At 34.3% G+C, this 21,167-nt stretch carries 21 protein-coding genes and 1 pseudogene; 6 read left to right on the forward strand and 16 right to left on the reverse strand.

Annotated elements, in window-relative coordinates; all coding sequences use genetic code 11:
* Positions 1 to 13: 13 nt before the first annotated feature.
* Complete coding sequence (locus ACTQ54_RS09785; RefSeq protein ID WP_441756394.1) at positions 14 to 1,006, reverse strand: ROK family protein; 993 nt, start codon at positions 1,004 to 1,006, stop codon at positions 14 to 16.
* 170 nt (positions 1,007 to 1,176) lie between these two features.
* Between ACTQ54_RS09785 and ACTQ54_RS09790 the strand changes: the two are divergent.
* Both ACTQ54_RS09790 and ACTQ54_RS09795 read left to right on the forward strand, forming a co-directional pair.
* A pseudogene (locus tag ACTQ54_RS09790) lies at positions 1,177 to 1,980 on the forward strand (HAD-IIB family hydrolase).
* A gap of 180 nt (positions 1,981 to 2,160) precedes the next feature.
* Complete coding sequence (locus ACTQ54_RS09795; RefSeq protein WP_441756396.1) at positions 2,161 to 2,331, forward strand: hypothetical protein; 171 nt, start codon at positions 2,161 to 2,163, stop codon at positions 2,329 to 2,331.
* A gap of 122 nt (positions 2,332 to 2,453) precedes the next feature.
* Here the strand turns inward: ACTQ54_RS09795 and ACTQ54_RS09800 are convergent, their stop codons facing one another.
* Positions 2,454 to 2,666 (reverse strand): hypothetical protein, encoded by a 213-nt coding sequence (locus ACTQ54_RS09800; RefSeq protein ID WP_441756398.1) that lies wholly within the window; start codon positions 2,664 to 2,666, stop codon positions 2,454 to 2,456.
* Positions 2,667 to 2,792: 126 nt separating this feature from the next.
* On the opposite strand from ACTQ54_RS09800, the gene ACTQ54_RS09805 reads away from it, so the two are divergent.
* Entirely contained in the window at positions 2,793 to 2,927 is a 135-nt protein-coding gene (locus tag ACTQ54_RS09805) for a helix-turn-helix domain-containing protein (protein WP_441756449.1), read from the forward strand.
* 324 nt (positions 2,928 to 3,251) lie between these two features.
* A complete protein-coding gene (locus tag ACTQ54_RS09810; RefSeq protein ID WP_441756399.1) occupies positions 3,252 to 3,431 on the forward strand; it encodes a hypothetical protein in 180 nt (59 codons plus the stop codon).
* 72 nt (positions 3,432 to 3,503) lie between these two features.
* Here ACTQ54_RS09810 and ACTQ54_RS09815 read toward each other — a convergent pair whose 3' ends face one another.
* On the reverse strand, positions 3,504 to 4,394 hold the full coding sequence (locus ACTQ54_RS09815; RefSeq protein WP_441756401.1) for an SDR family oxidoreductase: 891 nt from the start codon (positions 4,392 to 4,394) through the stop codon (positions 3,504 to 3,506).
* 107 nt (positions 4,395 to 4,501) lie between these two features.
* On the opposite strand from ACTQ54_RS09815, the gene ACTQ54_RS09820 reads away from it, so the two are divergent.
* The gene (locus ACTQ54_RS09820) at positions 4,502 to 4,762 is read left to right on the forward strand and encodes a hypothetical protein (protein WP_441756403.1); all 261 of its coding nucleotides are present in this window, start codon (positions 4,502 to 4,504) and stop codon (positions 4,760 to 4,762) included.
* Positions 4,759 to 4,902: a hypothetical protein gene (locus ACTQ54_RS09825; protein WP_441756405.1), complete on the forward strand. Its 144-nt coding sequence runs from the start codon at positions 4,759 to 4,761 to the stop codon at positions 4,900 to 4,902. The genes ACTQ54_RS09820 and ACTQ54_RS09825 overlap by 4 nt, the downstream gene beginning before the upstream one ends.
* Positions 4,903 to 5,654: 752 nt before the next feature.
* Here ACTQ54_RS09825 and ACTQ54_RS09830 read toward each other — a convergent pair.
* From ACTQ54_RS09830 to ACTQ54_RS09890, 13 genes are all read right to left on the reverse strand, one after another.
* A complete protein-coding gene (locus tag ACTQ54_RS09830; protein WP_441756407.1) occupies positions 5,655 to 6,392 on the reverse strand; it encodes a YebC/PmpR family DNA-binding transcriptional regulator in 738 nt (245 codons plus the stop codon).
* Between the two features lie 300 nt (positions 6,393 to 6,692).
* Positions 6,693 to 7,724, reverse strand: a complete 1,032-nt coding sequence (locus ACTQ54_RS09835; protein WP_441756409.1) for a LacI family DNA-binding transcriptional regulator — start codon at positions 7,722 to 7,724, stop codon at positions 6,693 to 6,695.
* Positions 7,725 to 7,812: 88 nt separating this feature from the next.
* Positions 7,813 to 8,517 carry a hypothetical protein gene (locus ACTQ54_RS09840; protein WP_441756411.1) on the reverse strand — a complete coding sequence of 235 codons (705 nt, stop codon included), beginning with the start codon at positions 8,515 to 8,517 and terminating at the stop codon, positions 7,813 to 7,815.
* Positions 8,518 to 8,546: 29 nt separating this feature from the next.
* Positions 8,547 to 9,599: a glycoside hydrolase family 43 protein gene (locus tag ACTQ54_RS09845; protein WP_441756413.1), complete on the reverse strand. Its 1,053-nt coding sequence runs from the start codon at positions 9,597 to 9,599 to the stop codon at positions 8,547 to 8,549.
* A gap of 83 nt (positions 9,600 to 9,682) precedes the next feature.
* The gene (locus ACTQ54_RS09850) at positions 9,683 to 11,137 is read right to left on the reverse strand and encodes an ABC transporter substrate-binding protein (RefSeq protein WP_441756415.1); all 1,455 of its coding nucleotides are present in this window, start codon (positions 11,135 to 11,137) and stop codon (positions 9,683 to 9,685) included.
* Between the two features lie 20 nt (positions 11,138 to 11,157).
* A complete protein-coding gene (locus ACTQ54_RS09855; protein WP_441756417.1) occupies positions 11,158 to 12,573 on the reverse strand; it encodes an ABC transporter substrate-binding protein in 1,416 nt (471 codons plus the stop codon).
* A gap of 163 nt (positions 12,574 to 12,736) precedes the next feature.
* Positions 12,737 to 13,720: a carbohydrate ABC transporter permease gene (locus ACTQ54_RS09860; protein WP_441756418.1), complete on the reverse strand. Its 984-nt coding sequence runs from the start codon at positions 13,718 to 13,720 to the stop codon at positions 12,737 to 12,739.
* Between the two features lie 19 nt (positions 13,721 to 13,739).
* Positions 13,740 to 14,693: a carbohydrate ABC transporter permease gene (locus ACTQ54_RS09865; protein WP_441756420.1), complete on the reverse strand. Its 954-nt coding sequence runs from the start codon at positions 14,691 to 14,693 to the stop codon at positions 13,740 to 13,742.
* A 1-nt stretch (position 14,694) separates the two neighbouring features.
* A complete protein-coding gene (locus ACTQ54_RS09870; RefSeq protein ID WP_441756422.1) occupies positions 14,695 to 17,196 on the reverse strand; it encodes a DUF5696 domain-containing protein in 2,502 nt (833 codons plus the stop codon).
* 15 nt (positions 17,197 to 17,211) lie between these two features.
* Positions 17,212 to 17,838, reverse strand: a complete 627-nt coding sequence (locus ACTQ54_RS09875; protein WP_441756424.1) for a Yip1 family protein — start codon at positions 17,836 to 17,838, stop codon at positions 17,212 to 17,214.
* Positions 17,835 to 19,310, reverse strand: a complete 1,476-nt coding sequence (locus tag ACTQ54_RS09880; protein ID WP_441756425.1) for a hypothetical protein — start codon at positions 19,308 to 19,310, stop codon at positions 17,835 to 17,837. The genes ACTQ54_RS09875 and ACTQ54_RS09880 overlap by 4 nt, the downstream gene beginning before the upstream one ends.
* Positions 19,311 to 19,322: 12 nt before the next feature.
* Positions 19,323 to 20,183 carry a carbohydrate ABC transporter permease gene (locus tag ACTQ54_RS09885; RefSeq protein WP_441756427.1) on the reverse strand — a complete coding sequence of 287 codons (861 nt, stop codon included), beginning with the start codon at positions 20,181 to 20,183 and terminating at the stop codon, positions 19,323 to 19,325.
* Positions 20,184 to 21,149 carry a carbohydrate ABC transporter permease gene (locus ACTQ54_RS09890; protein WP_441756429.1) on the reverse strand — a complete coding sequence of 322 codons (966 nt, stop codon included), beginning with the start codon at positions 21,147 to 21,149 and terminating at the stop codon, positions 20,184 to 20,186.
* Positions 21,150 to 21,167: the final 18 nt, after the last annotated feature.

A 21,167-nucleotide genomic window follows, 5' to 3' on the forward strand; every position in this document is an offset into this window, starting at 1 on the left:
AAAAATTTGGATTTTATATTTTCCACGACTCATCTTCGATTGCCAACCAATGCAAGCCAGCCGTCATTGACTCTTGAAAATCATCAACAAAATAAATATCTGGCGTATTTATTTGAAGTTGTAAGGTGGATTGTGTGATTTGATCTTGAGTGAGTTGGACTTGGGGGGTGCTGATAATAAAGGCATCGGGAGCAATCACAGCATTATAAATTGCTAAAATCATTAATAAGTTTTCAATGGTTTCATCGGGATTATTAGGTGGCGAATTTTGTAATAAATGAGGTAAATATTTTGCTTCCCCTGCTAAATTTTGCCTTCCTTGGACTAATTGACCATTTGAAAAAATACTAATACCCGGCATGCTATTTTCAGGATGAAAAATACCAACAATCGTATCTTCTAAACTAATATCGTTTGTCAAACTGTAACCAATGGTAACAAGATGGGCATCGTTTTGAATTCTTACGGGGACATCTGTCATTTCAGCTAAAGCTAGCTCAAAATCCCATCCATCAAATAAATCTTCCCAACTTGAAACCACCTTACCCTCATACACTTTTCCTGGAATCGAAAGAGCGATACTAGCGATTTTATCACTTTTTTGTAAATATTGTTGGATAATAGGTATAAAATAATCTAAAGTTACTTCAGAAAACTCACGTTGTTCTTGGTATATAACTTCAGCTTCTAAATTAAGAATTTGGGCATGTATCACTAGCTGACGCTTGTTTTGTTTTTTCTCTTCTTGGATACTAATTAAGAGATCATGTTGCAAATCGTAGTTAAAGTGGTATTTAATAGCTGGTCGCCCCAATGTTTGTTGAACGGCTTCGCCTTCTAATAAAACATTTGCTTCTAGAAGTTGCTTGACCAGGGAATTAATCGTCACCACACTTAAGGCTGTTTCTTGAGCCATCTCTGCTTTTAATGCACTGTCTTTAGTAAACATAAATTGTTGCAAATGATTTAAATTTTGTTGGCGGATAATATTGGTCTGTTGCGTCATGCGATTCACCTCTCTTAATAAGTGTTTAAATGTAACTTAAATATAGTATAGATAGTTAAAAAAGTAAATTAGATTAATTGAAAGGTGTTTAATTAAGGAAGTTTATTAATATCGGTAAATATGCTATAACTAATTTATAGTGTAAATGACAAAATAAAGGCGATGATTCGATGATAAAATTAGTTATTTCAGATTTGGATGGGACTTTTTAAAATGTTAGCAGTGATTTTGACCGCGACCATTACAAGAAGCTTAAACAATTGATGGATACACAAAAGATAATCTTTGCGGTTTGCACAGGCAAACAATGTGAGCGTGTAGAAGAATTATTTGGCGAAGAACTTTCTAAAGACCTTTGAATTTTAGGTGACAGTGCCACCCGAATTAAATACAATGGATCATATGTTTACCAATCGCTATTGGACAAGCAAACGGGTAAAGATATCATCCAGGCTTTAGAAAATATAGCAACTGATCATGTGATCATAGCTTGTACACCCACAGCAGCCTTTATCCGGTCTGATGTGAACGAAGTAAATGCGAAAAAAGTTCGTGGATCGTATGCAGTCGTAAAAACACTGGATGACTTTCAAGAAATAGAAGAAGATTATGTTAAAATTACCGTCTATGATTCAAACTTAGGTTGTTTTGAAACTGTCAAAAAATTAACTGCCTTTAATGAGAAAACTTATATGGTAGCCTCTGAAGCAGCTTGGATTGATATCACCAACAAAGGTATTCATAAAGGAACAACAGTCCAAGAACTGCAAAAAATACTGGAAGTCAATAAAGCCGAAACAATGGTTTTTGGTGATGGCATGAATGATGTTGAATTGATGAACGAAGCAGACTATAGTTTTGTTATGAATCACGCTTTTGAAGAAACAAAAAACGCCGCTAATGTTGTCTTGGCTCCTCAAAATAACGTCTTACAAGCCATTGAAATGATCTTAACTTTGCAATCACACAGTTAAAAACAGGCTTTATGATTAGATTATAGTAAAATAACTATCGTCTATACTCATTTAAATTTCATTTAATTTATTTAAGAAATTTTTAATTAATTATTATATAAAAGCATAGCACTTTGCTCTATTAAGAATGATTTTAAAATGATATATTTAATTTATATCATATAATAAAGAGGTACAACGATGGACGAAAAGATCAAAACAAATTCAAACAAAGAAGAAATTATCATCGAAGAAGACAATGGTCAAACATTTGTTATCGAAGTAGATGAATTAATCGAAGAATTAGAAAGCATCGGTGATTACGATGGCATTAAAGAAATCGAAAAAGATCTCGAAGATATGGCAAACTAATTCTCCTTAAAACAAAAACCTTTCAATCAGATGAAATAGTCTGACTGAAAGGTTTATTTTATTGATTGCTTTGGTCTAAATCAACACTTATACCACGTTCACTAAAAACCTTTTTAGCTACTTCAATCGCATTTAGAACTTTTGGAAAACCAATATAAGATATAAGCTGAATAAATATCTGCATAACTAAATTCAATCATAAAACGGCTCACATCTGGGGCAATATCCTTTAAGTTTTCTTCGATATTAGCATGAGTAGATGTTGCAGCATTATTATCTGCCATGTACTCCATTAATTTCACAATCCCTTTTTGATAACGATTATCTTGTGGCATAACTTTTCTTCTTCTTATATTTGATTTAATCTACTTAGCAGTTGCATGAACAATTTGATATCTTCAAAGCCTAATGTTTGCTTTACTTTGTCTTGAGCCAACCTCCACTACAAACCGAACCAAAATATTCAAACGATTTATATATGTATTCTTTCAATCTCTGATAGTTTTAGATTTATTGGAGCCCTGTTCTTTGCTGGGCCGCTGACGATGGCTGAAGTCATTGAAAAATTAAATATCAGTCGTTCAACCATTTACTGAATGTTACCAAATATTAAAAGGGCTTTAAAAGCGAATTATACTATTTCCATTGATAGTACGCCATTTTCATTTACTGGAGATGAAATGGGTATTCGTTTTTTCCTGATCCAATTTACTGCAGAACGACATCTGGATGAATTACCCTACCCATCACATTTTGAGTGAACCTTACTTAACGATTTTCTTACAATGGTTTCAGACATCTACGATTTATATCTTAATTACACGAGTATCATTGGGTAAATCTTCATTTAAACCTTACTAAAACCCATCAACAATCTAAAGCTCTTAATTCTAAGTGATTTAGATGTCTATCATGCCAAGATGGTCAAGGAATATCTTGAAGAGTCACTTGTAAAAGACATACAATTTAATGTCTATGCTGGTTCATCAATGGATTTTTCAAAAATAGACGAAAGTGAATTTGATTTAATCATTTCAAATGTTCCACTTCCTGAAATCTTCAAAAAACCAACCATCGTTGTTAATACCTTAACCAGATGAATAAATAACTCCAAAATAAGCCTAATCCCTTTTAATTACGAGGGCTTAGGCTTATTTTAACAGTGGTATTTATTAAAGGGTTAAAGATTTTCCGCCTGTAATGGCGATGATTTCAGAGGTAATAAAACTTGAGTCATTGGAGCTGAGGAAAACATAAAGTGGTGCAAGTTCAACCGGTTGGCCTGCACGACCTAGTAAGGTATCTTGGCCAAAGTCCGCATATGAGTCTGCTTGGCCTTCATCCAATTGAAGTGCCGTCCAAATTGGACCAGGGGCTACTCCGTTAACGCGCACTCCTTTTTCTGCAAAATATCTGGCTAAGTTGACGGTTAAGTTTGAAACGGCACCGTTAGCAGAGGCATAATCCATTAAAGCTGGACTTGGTTCAAAAGATTGTGTTGACGTTGTCGTCACAATCGTGCTTCCTGGAGCTAAGTGGTCTTCGGCAGCTTTAACAATTTCAAACATACTAAAGACTTTAACGTCAAATGTATCTTTAACTTGTTCCATAGTTAACTTATCCATACCGTCGCGGGCAAATTGTTGGGCTGAGTTAAGTATTAGTGCATCAACGGTCCCGAATGCTTCAAGAACTTCGTCAAACGCTTTTTTTGCAGCTCCTTCTTCACGGAAGTCGGCTGAAATAATATGGGCTTTACGACCTTCTGCTTCAATGAGTTTTTTCACATCTTCTGCATCGGCTTCTTCACCTGGTAAATATTGGATTGCAACATTGGCCCCTTCACGTGCAAAAGCAATCGCCACTGCACGTCCAATCCCAGAATCGCCACCCGTAATAAAAGCGTTGCGTCCTTCTAATTTGTTATTTCCTTTATAGGAAGTTTCACCACAATCCGGTTTAGGATCCATCACTTTTTCAACTTGAGGATGCATTTCCTCTTGTTTTGGAAATTTTCCAGAGTAGTACATTGTTCTTGGATCAATTAAATGTTCACTTGTCATAATAAATATCCTCCTTTTAATGTTAGTTTTAGTATAGCATAATTTGTTTTTTGCATATAATATATTGCTTTAATTTAGTTATGTTTTTTGAGAAGTTGATTCCATCGTTGGGCATAAATCCATGGATTGAGTCACCATTTATTTGGGTCTATGGTTCGAATTTAATCATTGGCGATAATTTTTATTCCAATACGAATTGTACTTTACTGGATTGTGCTACGATTACAATTGGTGATAATGTTTTGTTGGGGCTAAATGTGAGTTTATATACGCCGAACCATGCCTTTGATGCTGAGGAACGTATCAAGGTTTGGTTCAAGCACTACCAATTTCGATTGAGGATAATGTGTGACTTGTTGGATGAGTGACCGCTGTTGGCGGTGTAACCATTGGTGAGAATACGGTTATCGGCGCCGGGAGTGTGGTGATGAAAGATATTCCTACGAATGTGTTAGCAGCTGGAAATCCATGTCGGATGATTCTGGAGATTACGAGGCGGAGCGGATAAAAAATTAGGTATTTTCTTGATCTGACGGATATGGTGCTGAGTTTCGTCTAATCGGGGATTGATCTGACAGATATGATGTCGAGATTCGTCTAATCGAGGGACTATCTGACGGATATGATGCCAAGATTCGTCTAATCGAGGGACTATCTGACGGATATGATGCCAAGATTCGTCTGATCGAAGAGCAATCTGACGGATATGATGCTGAGTTTCGTCTAATCGGGGATTGATCTGACGGATATGATGCTGAGTTTCGTCTAATCGGAGATTGATCTGACAGATATGATGTCGAGATCCGTCTAATCGGGGATTGACCTGACGGATATGGTGCTGAGTTTCGTCTAATCGAAGGACTATCTGACGGATATGATGCTGAGTTTCGTCTAATCGAGGGACTATCTGACGGATATGATGCAGAGATTCGTCTAATCAGGGTTTGATCTGACGGATATGATGCAGAGATTCGTCTAATCGGGGTTTGATCTGACGGATATGATGCAGAGATTCGTCTAATCGGGGGACTATCTGACGGATATGATGTCGAGATTTGTCTAATCGGCTTGACCTGACGAATATGAAACCAGAAATGGTCTAATCCGAATGTCACATTAGACACTTTGTAAAAATTAGGCTGTTAGTTTATCTTTAATGTCGTATTCTATTATTTAATCTTCATCACAATATAAAAACCGTCATAAACATTTTAATAACAATGTTTTTGACGGTTATATTTACATAATAATTTTGATTTCCTACTCAGTTTCTGCCATTTCCCAATTATGAAATACTTCCTGAACATCATCGTTGTCTTCAAGCAATTCAATTAATCGTTCCATATTTTTGATATCATCTTCGTTGGTTAATTCAACGGTTGTTTTTGGGATAAAGATGACTTCTGCCATTGCGAATTCATAACCTTCATCAGCTAAACCATCTCGAACTTGATTAAAATCCGTTGGCTCTGTCAAAATCTCATAGCCTTCTTCTTCAGCTGTAAAATCTTCTGCTCCCAATTCAATAGCAAGCAGCATTAGCTCTTCCTCATCGATGTTATCATCTTTTTCAATAGCTATGATCCCTTTTCGATCAAACATAAAAGAAACTGAACCAGGTTGCCCTAGATTTCCGCCACCTCTATCAAATGCAAAACGTATTTCTGATCCTGTTCTGTTTCTGTTATCCGTTAAGCATTGAGCAAAAACAGCTACTCCAGCAGGTCCGTACCCTTCATAAGTTATTTCTTCAAAGCTATCGCCTTCTAAGTCACCTGTACCTTTTTTAATGGCACGATCAATATTATCGTTAGGCATATTCGCAGCTTTCGCCTTTTCAACTGCAGCTCTTAGGGCTGGGTTAAATTCTGGATCACCGCCCCCATCTCTTGCCGCCACCATAATATAGCGACCTAGTTTCGCAAATATCTTTCCTCGTTTGGCATCTTCTTTACCTTTTCTCTGTTTTATATTATTCCATTTGGAATGTCCTGCCATAGGATCCCCTCCTTATTCGTTACTATCTATATTATCATATTTATGATGAAGTATTTTGATAAGTTGTAGTTATTGGGTAAGTTATAGCTAAGTATGATGGGGAATTGTAGAGATAAGAAAATCCTTGTGGCATAACTATACAAATAAATATCTCCTGCTGAAAAAAGTATTAATCGTTGATATACAAACAATGAAGAGTTTACAATTAGTTTTATCCATTTCAGATTAATTACTATTTTTATTTCCTAGTTTTTTTCATCGAATGAATGTCACCCCTCCCCATAAAGAGAGTGAGATTTATTAATCTTTTAAATCAACTTTGTGAAGAGTAGATTCTCTAATAATTAACTTTGGTTCCAGTATAATTTCATCTGTAGAAACTATTTCATTTCCTACAATTACGTCAATAACTTTTTCTCCAATCTCTTCATAAGGGTGACCTACAGTTGTTAACTCAGGATTTGAAGCAATCGATAACTGAGTATTGTCATAACCAACTATTGTGAATGGTGGTAAATTTGTTTTAAAATTTTCCTTTAACATACCTATCGCAACCATATCATTGATTCCAATTAAAGCTGTTGGCAAGTCTTCATTATTTTTTACTAGTTTCTTTAGCGCTTCTTGTCCTGACTCAATATCAAAATGACTAGATATGACCCAGTTAGGATTAAATAGCAAACCTCTTTTTTCTAAGGTTGATTTAAAAGCATATAATTTCGCTGCGGTAGTCGTAATACTTTTAAAGCCACCTATCAGACCAAATTTAGTATGTCCTTGTTCAATCAAGTGATCTAGGACTAATTCAATCCCTTTTCCTTCATCCGTTTGAATACTAAAACAATCGATTCCTTTAATTTTCCCATTAATCATGACTAGTTTAGTTTTCTTGGCTATCTGATTGAGCTCACTGACCCTATCACTTTCAGGATTAACGTCGTTGATTAGACCTCCTAAAAGCACAATGGCTTCTGTTCTCTGTTCCAACAACATACGAATATATTTAGACTCTAAATCTCTATTATTTTCAGAATTACATAACATTACCGAATACCCAACTTTATGCGCATGCCTTTCAACTTCAAGAAAAATTTGAGAAAAAAAAGGATTTCTTATATCGGGTGTGATAAATCCTATTACATTTGCTTTATTACTACTTAAACTTCTAGCAAGAGCATTTGGATGAAAATCATACAGCTCAATCACTTTTAAAACTTTTTCCCGTGTCTTTTTACTCACTGGATAATTCCCTGCTATAACACGTGATACAGTAGCAGTCGATACCTCTGCTTTTTTTGCAATATCATAAATAGTTATTTCTTTTTTATCCATACTATACCTTCTCTATCGTCTTCACTTTATAGTCTTTAAACTATAATGGATTATTATTTAACAACTCACTAAGTATTTTTATCTGAAACTACATCTGCTCTTCTTCCGCATGCACTTTCTTGAATACTTTTCTACAAAAATATTGTAAGCATAAAGCAAATCCTCCTGGACCAATGATAACTACCGCAAGAGGAAGATAAACAAATAGTATTACCATTCCAATTAAAAAAAGTAGAAAAAAGGCCGTCAAAAATACTTTTTTAAAAGAAAAATAAAGCGCTAGTTTCAAGAGTTGTATTTTTGTTAACGAATAATCAATTAGAAGCGGAAATACATATAGCCCTACAGAAACTGTTATCAAAATTATAGCAAATAAAGGAAAAATTAAAACATTTAGTGTTTCAGTAGATAAAATGACCCAATAGTTTATGAATGATAAGATCAATATTGATAGAATTGATAGCCAAATCAATAAAGATTTTTTGAAATATTTATTATATGCTTTAAAATAATTTTTAGTGAGCGAGTAAAACTGATTCTCTAATATATACTTCATTGAAAAAAGTGTTGCAGCCCAAGCAGGTCCCATAGGGATAAGTGAAATAATAATTGCAGTTAGAATTACCGGTACAGTAAAGAACCTTTCTTGAAAAGAAATTAATGCCAAAAAAACAGTTATTACAAACAATACATTCGTCAAAATAAAATAAAAACTAGTTAATATGACGCTGTATAGATAATAGGATATTAGATATAGCTTACTTTCAGTATAATCTTTGTTTTGATTTGGCATTAATAACTCCTCCTCTTTGTGACTAAAACTTAATTTATCCAATAATTTTCATATGACCATTCATCTTGCCATTCTATAAATACTTCACCTGAATTGTCTACAGTCAGTGGTAACCATACATACGTTGATTTCCCTAAATCATCCGGTTCCCAACGATCACCCATATATATATATTGACCGTTATTAGGATCAATAGGTAATACGAATGTACTCTGTGAATCAAATGTTGTTTCTTTTGTATCATCCACACAAGGATTACCTACTGTTTCAAATTGACCAAGTGGGTGGTTGGCTACAGCATATTCTGCTAAATTCGGTTTCCATCCTGTACATGCAGATGTCATTAAATAATATTGATTTTTATATTTAAAAGGTGTTGGCGCTTCACGCATTTCTCTAATAAATTGTCTAGACCATTTATCTCCTAAGTCATCTATTGTGTATTGTGGTCGTATTCTATTTGATGTTTTCGGTAAATCAATCCATGTATAATCACTATTTAAACGAGCAATATACATTGTCCAATTGCCTTCGGAAGAATATAGAACATAAGCATCCAAAGACCCATTTCCATCACTATCAATATCATCAACGAACAATGTCATATCTCGAAATGAATTCCCTAGTTCTTTTTCATTAGTATGTTGATCGAACCCTTCTTTTGGTTCAAACAATACAGGACGGTCATAAAATAGAAATTCAAATGGACCTACCGGCGAATCACTTATGGCAACTCCTGCGCTCGATAAAGCATATCCTTTTTGTTCAACATGCATCCACATCACAAATTTTTTAGTTTTTTCATTGTAAATAACTTTTGGACGTTCGACTCTCCCCATATTTTTTGCCTGCAATTCTTGGGGCATTTGTTCTTGCTTCAATACAGTTCCTTCATGCTTCCAATTATATAAATCTGTCGAAGAATAACAACTAATGCCGACTGAATTAAGGTAACCTTGTGTATTATCTTCCCCATACCAATAAAATACCTTATCGTAGTATAAGATACCTCCACCATGAGCACTAATATGGTTGTTATTTTGATCGAGCCATAGATTCCCTGAACTAATAATTTTATTCATAATTACTCCTTCATTTATTAGAAGGAGCTCAAAGTTTTATCTTTCAGCTCCTCATATGATTAATTATTTTGTATTAGTTATTCTTATTCTTCTGAAGCATCATCTGCTTCGTCAGCTTCGTCTCCATCATCTTCAGGAGCTTCTTCACTTACTTCTAACTCTATACCATCTTTTGCAAAATCATCAAGTGCTGCTTGGATTTGCTCTTCTATCGACTCTAATCCACTTTGTACTGTTAATTCTCCTGAAGTCAATTGTCCAAAGAAACTATTGAAAGTATCATTAAGATCATTGAACCCACGGACTAAGTTAATTCGTACATTTTCATTTAATAACATTGCATACTCAACTGTTTCACGATCCATCGCGTTCGATTGAATATCTGAACGAATCCATCTTTCCCAATCTTCATCTGTTCCTATATCATGAATTGCGTCCCAAATTATTAATTTTTCTTCTGGTTGGTCTACTGTAGCAAGCATTACATCGTAGACTGATTCATAGCCGTAAGAAATAGGCACATCATTTGATGGTCCACTAGGGAATGGAACCATACCATATTCTCCTTGCATACGTCCATCTGTCCAATAATTATATGTTACCCACCATTCAGCAGATATCATTGCAATATTTCCATTTGCAAATTCAGTGTAGTTAACGTTCCACGGTTCTCCTTCATCCCAGTTAATTCCTCTGATGGTATGTTGATAATTAGAAGTAAAGTTTTGGTAGAACTCTAACGCCTCCTCCACTTTCTCATCTGACATATCAATATCTATTCCATCTTCCGTTTTGATAATGGATTCATACCCATTAGAATAGATTGCTTTCCATGCAAGATCTTCGCCTGCAAATCCAAAGATATCAGTAGTACCATCGTTATCAAGATCTCTGGTTGCTTGGTCTGCAATTTCAACCATTTTATCCCAAGTCCATTCGCCATTTTCATGCAGCTCATATAGATTAGGCAATCCTAGTTCATCAAATAGTGTTTTATTCCAAAAAATTGCGTCTCGAATAGATTCACCATTTGGCGTTAGAGAATAATATTCTCCTTGGTATTCGCTGGCTAAATAAGATGCTTGACTCCATTTTGCTTCACTATAATCAATAATATCATGTTGGCTCACAGGGTATACAATACCGTTCGAAACCAAACTTGGATAAAATTGTGGTGATAACATGTAAACTATATCGGCTACTGGCTCACCAGCTAATGTAGATCTTACATAAGATCCAATATAATCATCCCAGCCAATTTCAACTACTTCATAATTAAAATTCCATTCTTCTTCTAGAAATGCTATTCTTTCTGCTAATCGCTCATTTTTTTCGCTTGAGTTTGGATCTATAGTACGATCATAAGGCGCCCCCACTTTTAATGTTAAGCCTCCAAAATCATAATCAGGTAAATCTTCCTCAACAACTTCTTGACTATCAGTCTGATCATCTGTAGCATAAACTTTTTGCATCCCTGTAGGTAATAAGAAGGATGTTACCAACGCTGATATACCTACCCATTTAAGTGCTTTTTTCATTTTAATCCTCCTAGATATGGTTACTCTTCTTCAATGTCTAATTCAATACCTTCAGTTGAAAATTCTTCAATTAAAATTTGTACTTGTTCATCTATTGCTTCTAAACCACTTTGAACAGAAGTTTCTCCAGATGCTAATTCTTGGAAGAACCCATTCATTGCAGAATTTATGTCACCAAAACCAAGAATTAAATTAACCACAGCATGCTCATTTAATAGTTTTACAACTTCAACAGTCTCTCTATCTCGAGCATTTCCTTGAATACCTGTTTCAATCCATCTTTCCCAATCTTCATCAGTTCCGATGTTTTGAATAGCATCCCAAATAATTAATTTTTCTTCAGGTTGATCTACAGTTGCAAGCATCACATCAAAAGTTACTTCTCTACCTACGGACACTGGTTCATCGTGTGAAGGTCCTGTAGGGAAAGGTACCATACCATATTCATCCTGCATACGACCATCAGTGAAATAATTCCATGATACCCACCACTCTGCAGAAATCATAGCAATATTTCCATTAGCGAACTCAGTAAAGAGATAGTTCCACTCATCACCTTCTTGCCATTGACGAACAGCATGATTATAATTCATAAATACGCTTTCATAAAATTCTAAAGCTTCTATTGCTTCTGGACTACTTATATCCATTTCGATTCCGGTTGAAGTTTTAATAATTGGAGAATGTCCATTACTAAACATCAACTGCCATGCCAAATCACTATCTTGCGAAGCAAAACCAAATGTATCAATTTCTCCATCATTATCGGTATCAGAAGATGCTTGGTCTGCAATTTCCATCATTTTTTCCCAAGTCCACTCACCATTTTCGTAAAGTTCATATAGATTTGGTAATCCCAGTTCATCAAATAATGTTTTGTTCCAAAAAATACCGCCTCGATTATTATCCGCACCATTTGGTGTTACCGAATAATATTTCCCTTGATATTCACTGGCATCTTTAGCAATATCACTCCAATAAATATCATCGTAATCAATGACATCCAAGTCACTGACTGGATAAATAATCCCATTAGAAATCAAACTTGGGAATAGTTGTGGTGACAGGATATAGACAATATCTGCTACAGGATCTCCAGCTAAAGTCGATGTAATATACTGTTCGATATAATTATCCCAACCTAGTTCAACTGCTTCTAGTTTGAAATTCCATTTTTCTTCCAGCATTTGAACACGTTCGTATAATAATTCATTTCTTTCACTCGCATTAGGATCAATTGTTCTGTCCCATGGTGCACCAATTTTTAATGTTAATCCTCCAAAGTCATAATCAGGGAGTTCTTCTACTTGTGCAGCTTCATCCTCAGTATCATTTTCTGTTGCTTCTACTACAGATATCATATTTCCTAAATCGAACACCGTTAATAACAACATTGCTAAAGAAAAAACTTTTAACCAGTTAAAAATTTTTTTCATTTTTCTTCCTCCATTTATTAAATGTCTATGCAACGGCAACAGTTTAGACTTTTTCATGCACCTCCAATATAATTATTAAAATAAGCTGTTTTGATAAAGATTCTTTTTTATTTACCTTTTACTATTAATATTTTTTCAAAAAAGCTTATTTTAGTATATTCAATTACCCAACGATACCAGAACGTTCGATACTCTCTACAAAGTACTTTTGAGCAAATAGATAAACAACAATAAGTGGTAAAATAACTAAAATCGTACCTGTATTATTCATCATAGATGCTAATGCAGGACTGACATAAGTCATTTCGCTAGATATCAGACTTGAAGCTAACGAACTTAAAGCATTTGACATTACTCTAAAATTATTCAAATATAATCCACTGTAAAAACTATCTGTCCATTGCCAAACAAAGCCAAACAGGAAAACTGTTACTAACATTGGAACAGCGCTCGGCACCATAATACGATAAAAAGTTTTAAATGGTCCACACCCATCGATATAGGCTGCTTCTTCTAATTCTTTTGGCATATTTCTAAAATATTGTCGCATTAGGAAAATATAGAGACCGTTTTTATATCCTTGAGTTAGTAACGAGCTCAGCACAAATGGCCAGAATGTATCCATTAAATTAACACCTGGGTTTCCTGTCAAAGCTTCATAGATTCCGAAGACATCAAAGAAACGAAACTGTAGAAACAAAGGCAACATAATAACTTGTGGAGGAACTAGTAAACATAAAATTACAAGTAGAAATATAATGTTTTTTAAAGGAAAATTGAATCTTGCAAAACCATAACCAACTAAGGTACAAGAAATTAGTTGCAACAGACTGACCATAGTTGATAACAACAATGTTCGAAAGAAAGTTGCGACATAATCCATTTCTTCGAATGCAATGAGATAATTATGAAAGCCAATTTCTCTAGGTATATATTGCACTGTTGCATCATATAAATCTGCCTCAGACATTAAAGAGACCATAAATTTCGTGAACAGAGGATGTAGAATGATAAAGCAAATTCCAAAAATCAAGACATATCTCACAATCATCCATAAAATATTACCTGTTTTTTGCAAATAACTTTTGACTTGCGCTTGATCTAACTCCGTTCTTCTTTTAGATGGTTCCAATACTTTTTCTGCCAATATTTTTGTTCCTCCCTTCTTAATATTGATAGCGAGCGAGTGATTTAACTAGCACAACTGACATAATAATTAGCATGACTGCCACAGTAGCTAAATAAATCCAAGCCATTGCAGACCCTGTACCAAAATTAGACTGACTAAAAATAGTGGTCTGAATCATACTCATCATTTCATTATCTGGATGTGTAAATGTATCAATAATTGAATACACAGCATTTACGATGATAAGTGGACTGATCATTGGAAATGTTATTTTCCAAAAATTTTCCCAAGCTGTCGCTCCATCCATAGTTGATGCTTCATATAAAGCTATGGGGATAGATTGTAAAGCTGCCAAAAAGATTAAAATCTGAACCCCAGAAGCTATCACTATTTCATAAATTTGATCAACTGCTAAAACTAAAAAGTTAATAATCGCAGGTGGAATATTCATAGAATATAATAATCGTCTAAATTGTAAAAACTGCATTAATTGACCTGATGAACTTTGCATATTATCTTCAGCAATTAATTGGGCAGAAGATACTAACAAGTCAGAGCTTTCCATCGCTAAAATAATCCCTGAAGTTAAGATTACTGGTAAAAAGAATACGGATCTTGCAAAGGCTCTTCCTTTAAATTTAGCGTTAAGTAGACTTGCTGCAAATAAGCTAAATATGAGTACAACCGGGACTTTAGATACTAATTGTGTCACAGTTGAGAGTAAAGCTGGAACAAAATCGGGATTAACTCTCAACACTTGATTATAATTTTCCCATTTAATGTAATCCAATTCATATCCAGTAGAAGTCACCGTTAAATTGTTCATACTATAAATAAATGATTGGATTAATGGAGTGAGAAATAGTAATAAAAAACCAATTATAAACGGACTAATAAATAAATATCCTAATATTGAACGCTGCTGTTTTAATGTTAATCTTCTTCTTTTTATTGCCTTATGTTTTTTTGTCTTATGATGGTTGTTACTCACACTAAACCTCCTCAATCACTAAAAAGTCTTTGGCCTCAACTGCTTTACCTTCATATTGAAACGGTTGATTCGAATAATTGATAATTACTTTTACTCCATTCGCATAAGTAACTTCATAAACATCATTTTCTATCTTTTGGTGTAAGATTATTGATTGACCTTGAACCGCTTCTAATTCGGTATTAATAGTGTGATACAAATCTTTTATTTGATCATACCAATTCCCATAATACACAGAATAAAGATCTTGATGCTGTGTTTCTTTTAAAATATAGTTTGGTTCTGCAATCCATTCTACAAATATACCCGCATTTGTCTCGATACTCTTAAGTAATTCTTCTTGATAATCACCTGTTAAATTTAATGGTTGCCCTGAAAAATCAATATAACCACTGAGTAACATTTGGTAAAATGGAATCGACTCATCTGTAATTGCATATTTGTTTGAAGTCATTGGTACTCGAATAATATCATCAACATAATTTAAGGCATACACATTAGCGTTACTTGCCATTAAACGACTGGTTCTCTCTTTTAAATTAGTCATGCTGTTTTTTATGAAATCTAGACTACTTTGACGGTCTACAAAATTATTTCTTGAAAAATCAGAGACCAAAGTAGACGTTAACGTTCTAAGTGAAAGAGAATCCATCGCTACCGATGGTATATCGTTCATAAAATCTTCAATAACTGATTCATATTGAGATGGATTTAATAGGTATTTAGGTAAATTCGTACTTGTTTCTCGACCAACATTACCTGAGACTAAACTATCATCTAGAATGGTCACAAGAGAATTATCTAAATAGCGATTAGCTTGTTGTTCAATTGAAAAGCCATCCCAGAGGGAATCTTGATATACATAACTGAAATCTACATCAAAGTAAACAGGTATTTCGACACTCTGAGTAAAAGCTAAAAACTCATCCAAGCTTACATCTGTATTTAATTGCCTTATAGGATTAATACTGGAAGGATAACTATGATTTAAGCCACCATTAAACCAGCCAGCATATTTCACACGAATATTGGTAATCGAATCACTTAATAATTGATTCATAATCAATTGAGCTTGTTCATATGATGTCAACACTTCTGTTCCCTGATAAGGAATACCTAAAAAACTTTTATCTGTAGTAATCGCACCAGTTAGTCCTAAATAAAATGGTAGGGATTCTCTTTCTTTTACATCAGGAAATTCATTTTTACTTTGTAAGTATTCCCGATAAGAATTAACCATGCCACTGTAATTTGCATCATCCTCGTATAAAAAACGATATCTTACTTGAAAATTCCCTGAGTAAGGTTCTTGCTGATAAAGCTGTAAGATTCCAGAACCTGTCATTTCATCCAGTGAAGCTCTTCCATTAGGTAAGTAGCGAAATTCTGAAAAAGCTTTGTTAAATGAATCAGCTCTTCCTGAGATATCTCCTATAATACGACCATACGCATCCCCATCTTCAATTATTGCTAAAAATGCTTGGTCATTCTTCTTCATCCCAAAAACAGGTAAACGATTTGACATTTCTTTATCGCGACTGGTTGTCTGCATATAAGTTAAAGATTCATCTGAGCCGTACACATCTGCAACGTGTCTAGCTGCGTTGGTCTTCCCATTATTTAAATAGATTAACGCGCCTGATCCATCAGGAACAAAGATGTATCCTTCATCTTCTACACTAGCTGTACCAAAATATTCTAAAAATGAAATATTGGTTAAGTTAAATGAGTCACTGTTGACTATATCATCAGATAAAATTGATGCAATAAAATCTTCTCCATCTAATTCATATAAAACAGGTATTTCGAAGATCGCACCTTCAGAACCTTCAATTGCATGTTCTTCGTTATCCGCATGATAATCTTCCACAGTATAACCAGCATTTGCAAAATATTCTTGAGCCTCTTCTTGAATAAAAACAGCTGTACCTGTACGTAATACGAATATGCCATTTTCCTCATCTGCTCGATAAATATCTTCAACCGCTCGACGTTCCTCATCTGTCATTTGGTCTAAAAACATCTGGAATCGCTCACTTGAGATGATATCTGGAATTAAAAATCCACTAATCTCTTCACCTAATGTATAAGTAACTTTAACACCATCATTCATAACTTCCATAACCACTTGATCATATTCGACACTATCTGTATACGAGTTCATAGTGCTGACTTGACCTGCGAGATTTATGTATGATATTGATAATTGTGAAGATAGCTTATCTTTACTAACACCTGTCGCAATTGCATCTGTATTTGGATCTACTGGGTTAGATAACCAAATTATACCATTGTCTTTATTTGCGATTGTAACAGAATAATTTCTTTCATCAATCGCAAGTATTAATGTATCGTTTTCAACAACAATAGTCTTACCTTGCTCCTCTAATTCAGTAACGACATCTTCTTCTTGAGCTAGTGCAAATGGTATAGCATTTAGTTCTGCGAAAACTAATCCACATAGTATAAACAACAAAATACAAACTTTTTCTTTAATCTTCATTTCTATCACACCTTTCTAGATTCTAAAAACAATTTCGCGATAGATAACTTGAAAGAAGCCAATAATTTGTTGAATTACACTAGTAAATAATAACCCTAGAAATACCATTACTCCCATACCGACTAAAATACCAATAATGGTAAAAAAAGTTTTACTTATGCTATATTGATGAGTAACCATTGTACTCAAAGCTATTAGTATGCCTGCCCATAAAACGGATAAAAAAGCAAAAAAGTAATAAAACGAACTTTCTTGAGTTGTTAATAAATAACTCATTGGAATCAATGGTAAGTTAATCAATACTAAAGGAGTCAGGGCATATCCTGTTGCTATCACAATCTCTCTGAATGTACCTTCCCCATCTGCTAAAGTGGTTAGACACCAATTTGCTACACACCACAAGAAAAAAGGAAGCGCAATATTAACTATTTCTAAAATTATATTTAGATTATTGATTTGATTAAAGTTAAACAAAAAACCAGTATATTGTCTGCGAAAAACATATGTGATTATAGTTAGAAGAACGATGGTCAAGGCTGCTTTCAATGACCCTCTATTTTCTCTTTGTAAATCCCAGAAACCATCAAAAGGACGTACGATAAGGTGAAGACTATATTTTAATTCAGCAATATATGATTTCAAATGTGTCGAACCTCCTCTTTTGTTCTAAAGCTACGAATTTTCTTTATCAGTTTGAACACTAAAAACAGACCGATAATAACAGCAATAACTCCCGCTATTAAACTGAAATTATCTATTAACCAATAACGTCTAAAGCGTGAAAATGCTTTTGTATAATTATCACGATCATTTGCCAGTTGAAAATTTAGCATAGCATCTTGATATTCTCCATTACGGTATTGAGCTTTCCCTAACCCGGTGTAAGCTATATCTGCATTGGCATTAAGCTTAAGTACTTCTTGCCACTTTTGCTCAACTTGGGCATAATCTCCTTCATAATGCAGTCGATTAGCATCGTGAATTAATTTTCCATAGTCGGTCATATCAAAAATTGTTAATGAATTATGATAATCATCAAGAACAAATAAAGAATCCTTAAAATGACCAATCGCAACTGGACTTTGGAAATTCCCAAAGCGATTTCCATTACTTCCAAATACATATAGAAGTTGCCCATCATAATCATAAGTAAAAATTTTCCCAGTATTGCTATCAATAGCTGAATAAATGTGATAATCGGTCACTGTAACATCAGCAAATAAACTAATGTTAGATCTTCCGCCAGTCATATAATCTCCAATAGGTGGACCATAACCAAAATCACGTAATACATTGACCCCAGATGGATTTAAACGACGAATAATATCATCACCGTAATTACTGGAGCTTACACTTTCTCTACTGACATAAATAAAGTCCTCATTATCTAGAAAGATGTTACTATATTCTGTTGGGAGTATTAGTCCCATTCTTTGCCTTTGTTCTTCAGTAGCGATAAATCTGCGCCAAAAGTATTCTGTTGGAGTAATACTTACTTCAGTTGCTCCTAGAAAACCTTGGAAAGTGCCATCTGGATTAATTTCAACAATACCTGAGTTAACCCCGATAGCTAAGGCGTAAATTTGTCCTGCTTTATTAACAGCTATTTTAGTTGGACGAAAAGCTGTTGTATTACTTAACAAGTCAGTAACTGGCGTATCGAAAGTATTAATTAACTCATTCTCTTCGTTAAAATGTAAAATACGTTGATTTTCAGTATCGGCAACATACAGATGATTTTCTTCAGAAACGAAAATTCCTTGTGGTGAACTAAAAGTATCCCCATTATCAAAAGTCTCAATCTGATCGACGAATTCAAAATTTTGGTCGAACCAGACTATTCGATTATTACCTGTATCAGCAATATAAATATTTCCATTTTCACTCACAAATAAGTCTTGCGGACTACTAAATTCTCCGACTCCAATATTATCTCCTGAAATGACTGAACTAGGAACATAAGCATGAGGACTTGGAACAGCATCCAGCCAATAGTTATACGAATATGTTTCATAAGCAACACGAGCATTAACAGTTACAGGAAAATTAAAAATTAAAAGAAGTATCATAGTTAGACTAGTTAAAACTATCGATCGTTTTTCTATACTATACATAGCACGCCTCCCCTAATCCTTTATTCCAGATGTAGCCATTGTCTCTAGTACATTATTCTGACTAATAATGAAAACTGTTAGTGGAACAATCATCATAAACAAAGCAATTGCAGAGGCCGCACCTGCTCTCGAAAATCCAGTTGCAACAATTTGTTGAAGAGCAGTTGGTAAGGTTTTCAATTCTTCATTATAGATAAATGTTCCTCCACTCATATTCCATAGATTTTGGAATGAAAAGATAAGTAAGGTTAACCAGGCTGGCTTTACGATTGGCATAACGATGGTAAAAAAGATTCTAAATTCACTTGCTCCGTCAATCCTTGCTGACTCGAGTAATGCCATAGGGATTTGCTCCATAAATTGCTTCATTAAAAAGACACCAATAGGAGCTGCAATAGCAGGCACAATAAGTGAGAAATAAGTATTTACCCACCCAATTTCTGACATTATTAGATAATTGGGAATTGCAGTCACATGTGGCGAAAACATTAAAGCCATAATAACAATACTGAAAAACAAATTTTTCCCTGGAAAATCATGTAGTGCAAGGACAAAGGCTGCCATAGAAGCTACAATAATATGTAAAAATGTCCCTACAATCGTAATAAATAAAGTGTTAAAAATATATCGTGTAAAAGGAACCCACGATTCGTTCATTAATGAATACAAATCTCGTATATTATCTAAAGTTGGATTTTGCACAATAAAACGTGGTGGAAACTGAAAAAGTTCTTCAAGTGGTTTAAAGGCATTATTTACTGCAAAAACTAGAGGTAGTGCCATAAAGGCAGCAAAAATTAATAGGAAAAATATATTTAAGAAATCACCAAATCTGGAACGATTAGGAGTTCTACGTTTTGTAATTGATGCCATCTATGTCCCTACCTTTCCGATTAATTTCTGAATAATCTTATTTCCACCTACCATGATGATAAAGAGTATAGTTGCAATTGCTGATGCATACCCCATTTCGAAACGAATAGTTCCATAGTCTACTAAATGTGAAACAACTGTATGAGCTGAATAATCTACCGTTGGGAATCCTGCCAACGGTACAATCACATCGTGTATGGCAAATGACTGTGTAATTGTCATAACCGCTCCAAATAATAATTGTGGTTTCATCTGTGGTAAAGTTATAAACCATAATTCTTGCCAGCGATTCGAGATACCTTCTATATAACCCGCTTCAAACAATGTCTTATCTAATGACTGCATACCAGCTACGAAAGCTAAAAACCCTGATCCAATACTTGTCCATAAGATAACGATGATGAGTGCTGGGACTACAAATTCCGTATCATAAAACCATTGGATAGGTTCTGATAAAAGCCCTATTTCCATTAAAAATCCATTGATGTATCCATATTGATCACCACTAAAAATGATCCCCCAAATAACAAATACTTGACCTGATAATGTAGGTGCATAAAAAACTACTACTAATATTGATCGGATACGCCTAGGTAACTCATTGATAAACCATGCAAAGAAAAATGATGCTAAATAGCCTATCGGACCGGTAATTAAGGCAAATAATAATGTAGTAGATATTGATTGAATGAACAAATCGTCTGTCAAAAATAGGTTGATATAGTTTTGCAAGCCAATAAATTGAGGTGACTCTAAAATATTGTAATAAGTAAAACTATAGAAAAACGATATAAGAACTGGCAACAAATAAAACACAAAAAATATAACCCCAAAAGGCAGTAAAAATAGATAAGAGACTTTATTTTTTCGAATATCTTTTATAAGTTGCTTACTCTTATTTTTGATTAGTTCGCTCATCCGATTTCTTCTTGTCACGTAAGTACTTTGAACGTGTTCTAACTCCATCGTTATTAGTTCCTTTCT

It is taken from the genome of Fundicoccus sp. Sow4_H7 (assembly GCF_052115865.1).
In the GTDB taxonomy this organism is placed as follows: Bacteria; Bacillota; Bacilli; order Lactobacillales; family Aerococcaceae; genus Fundicoccus_A.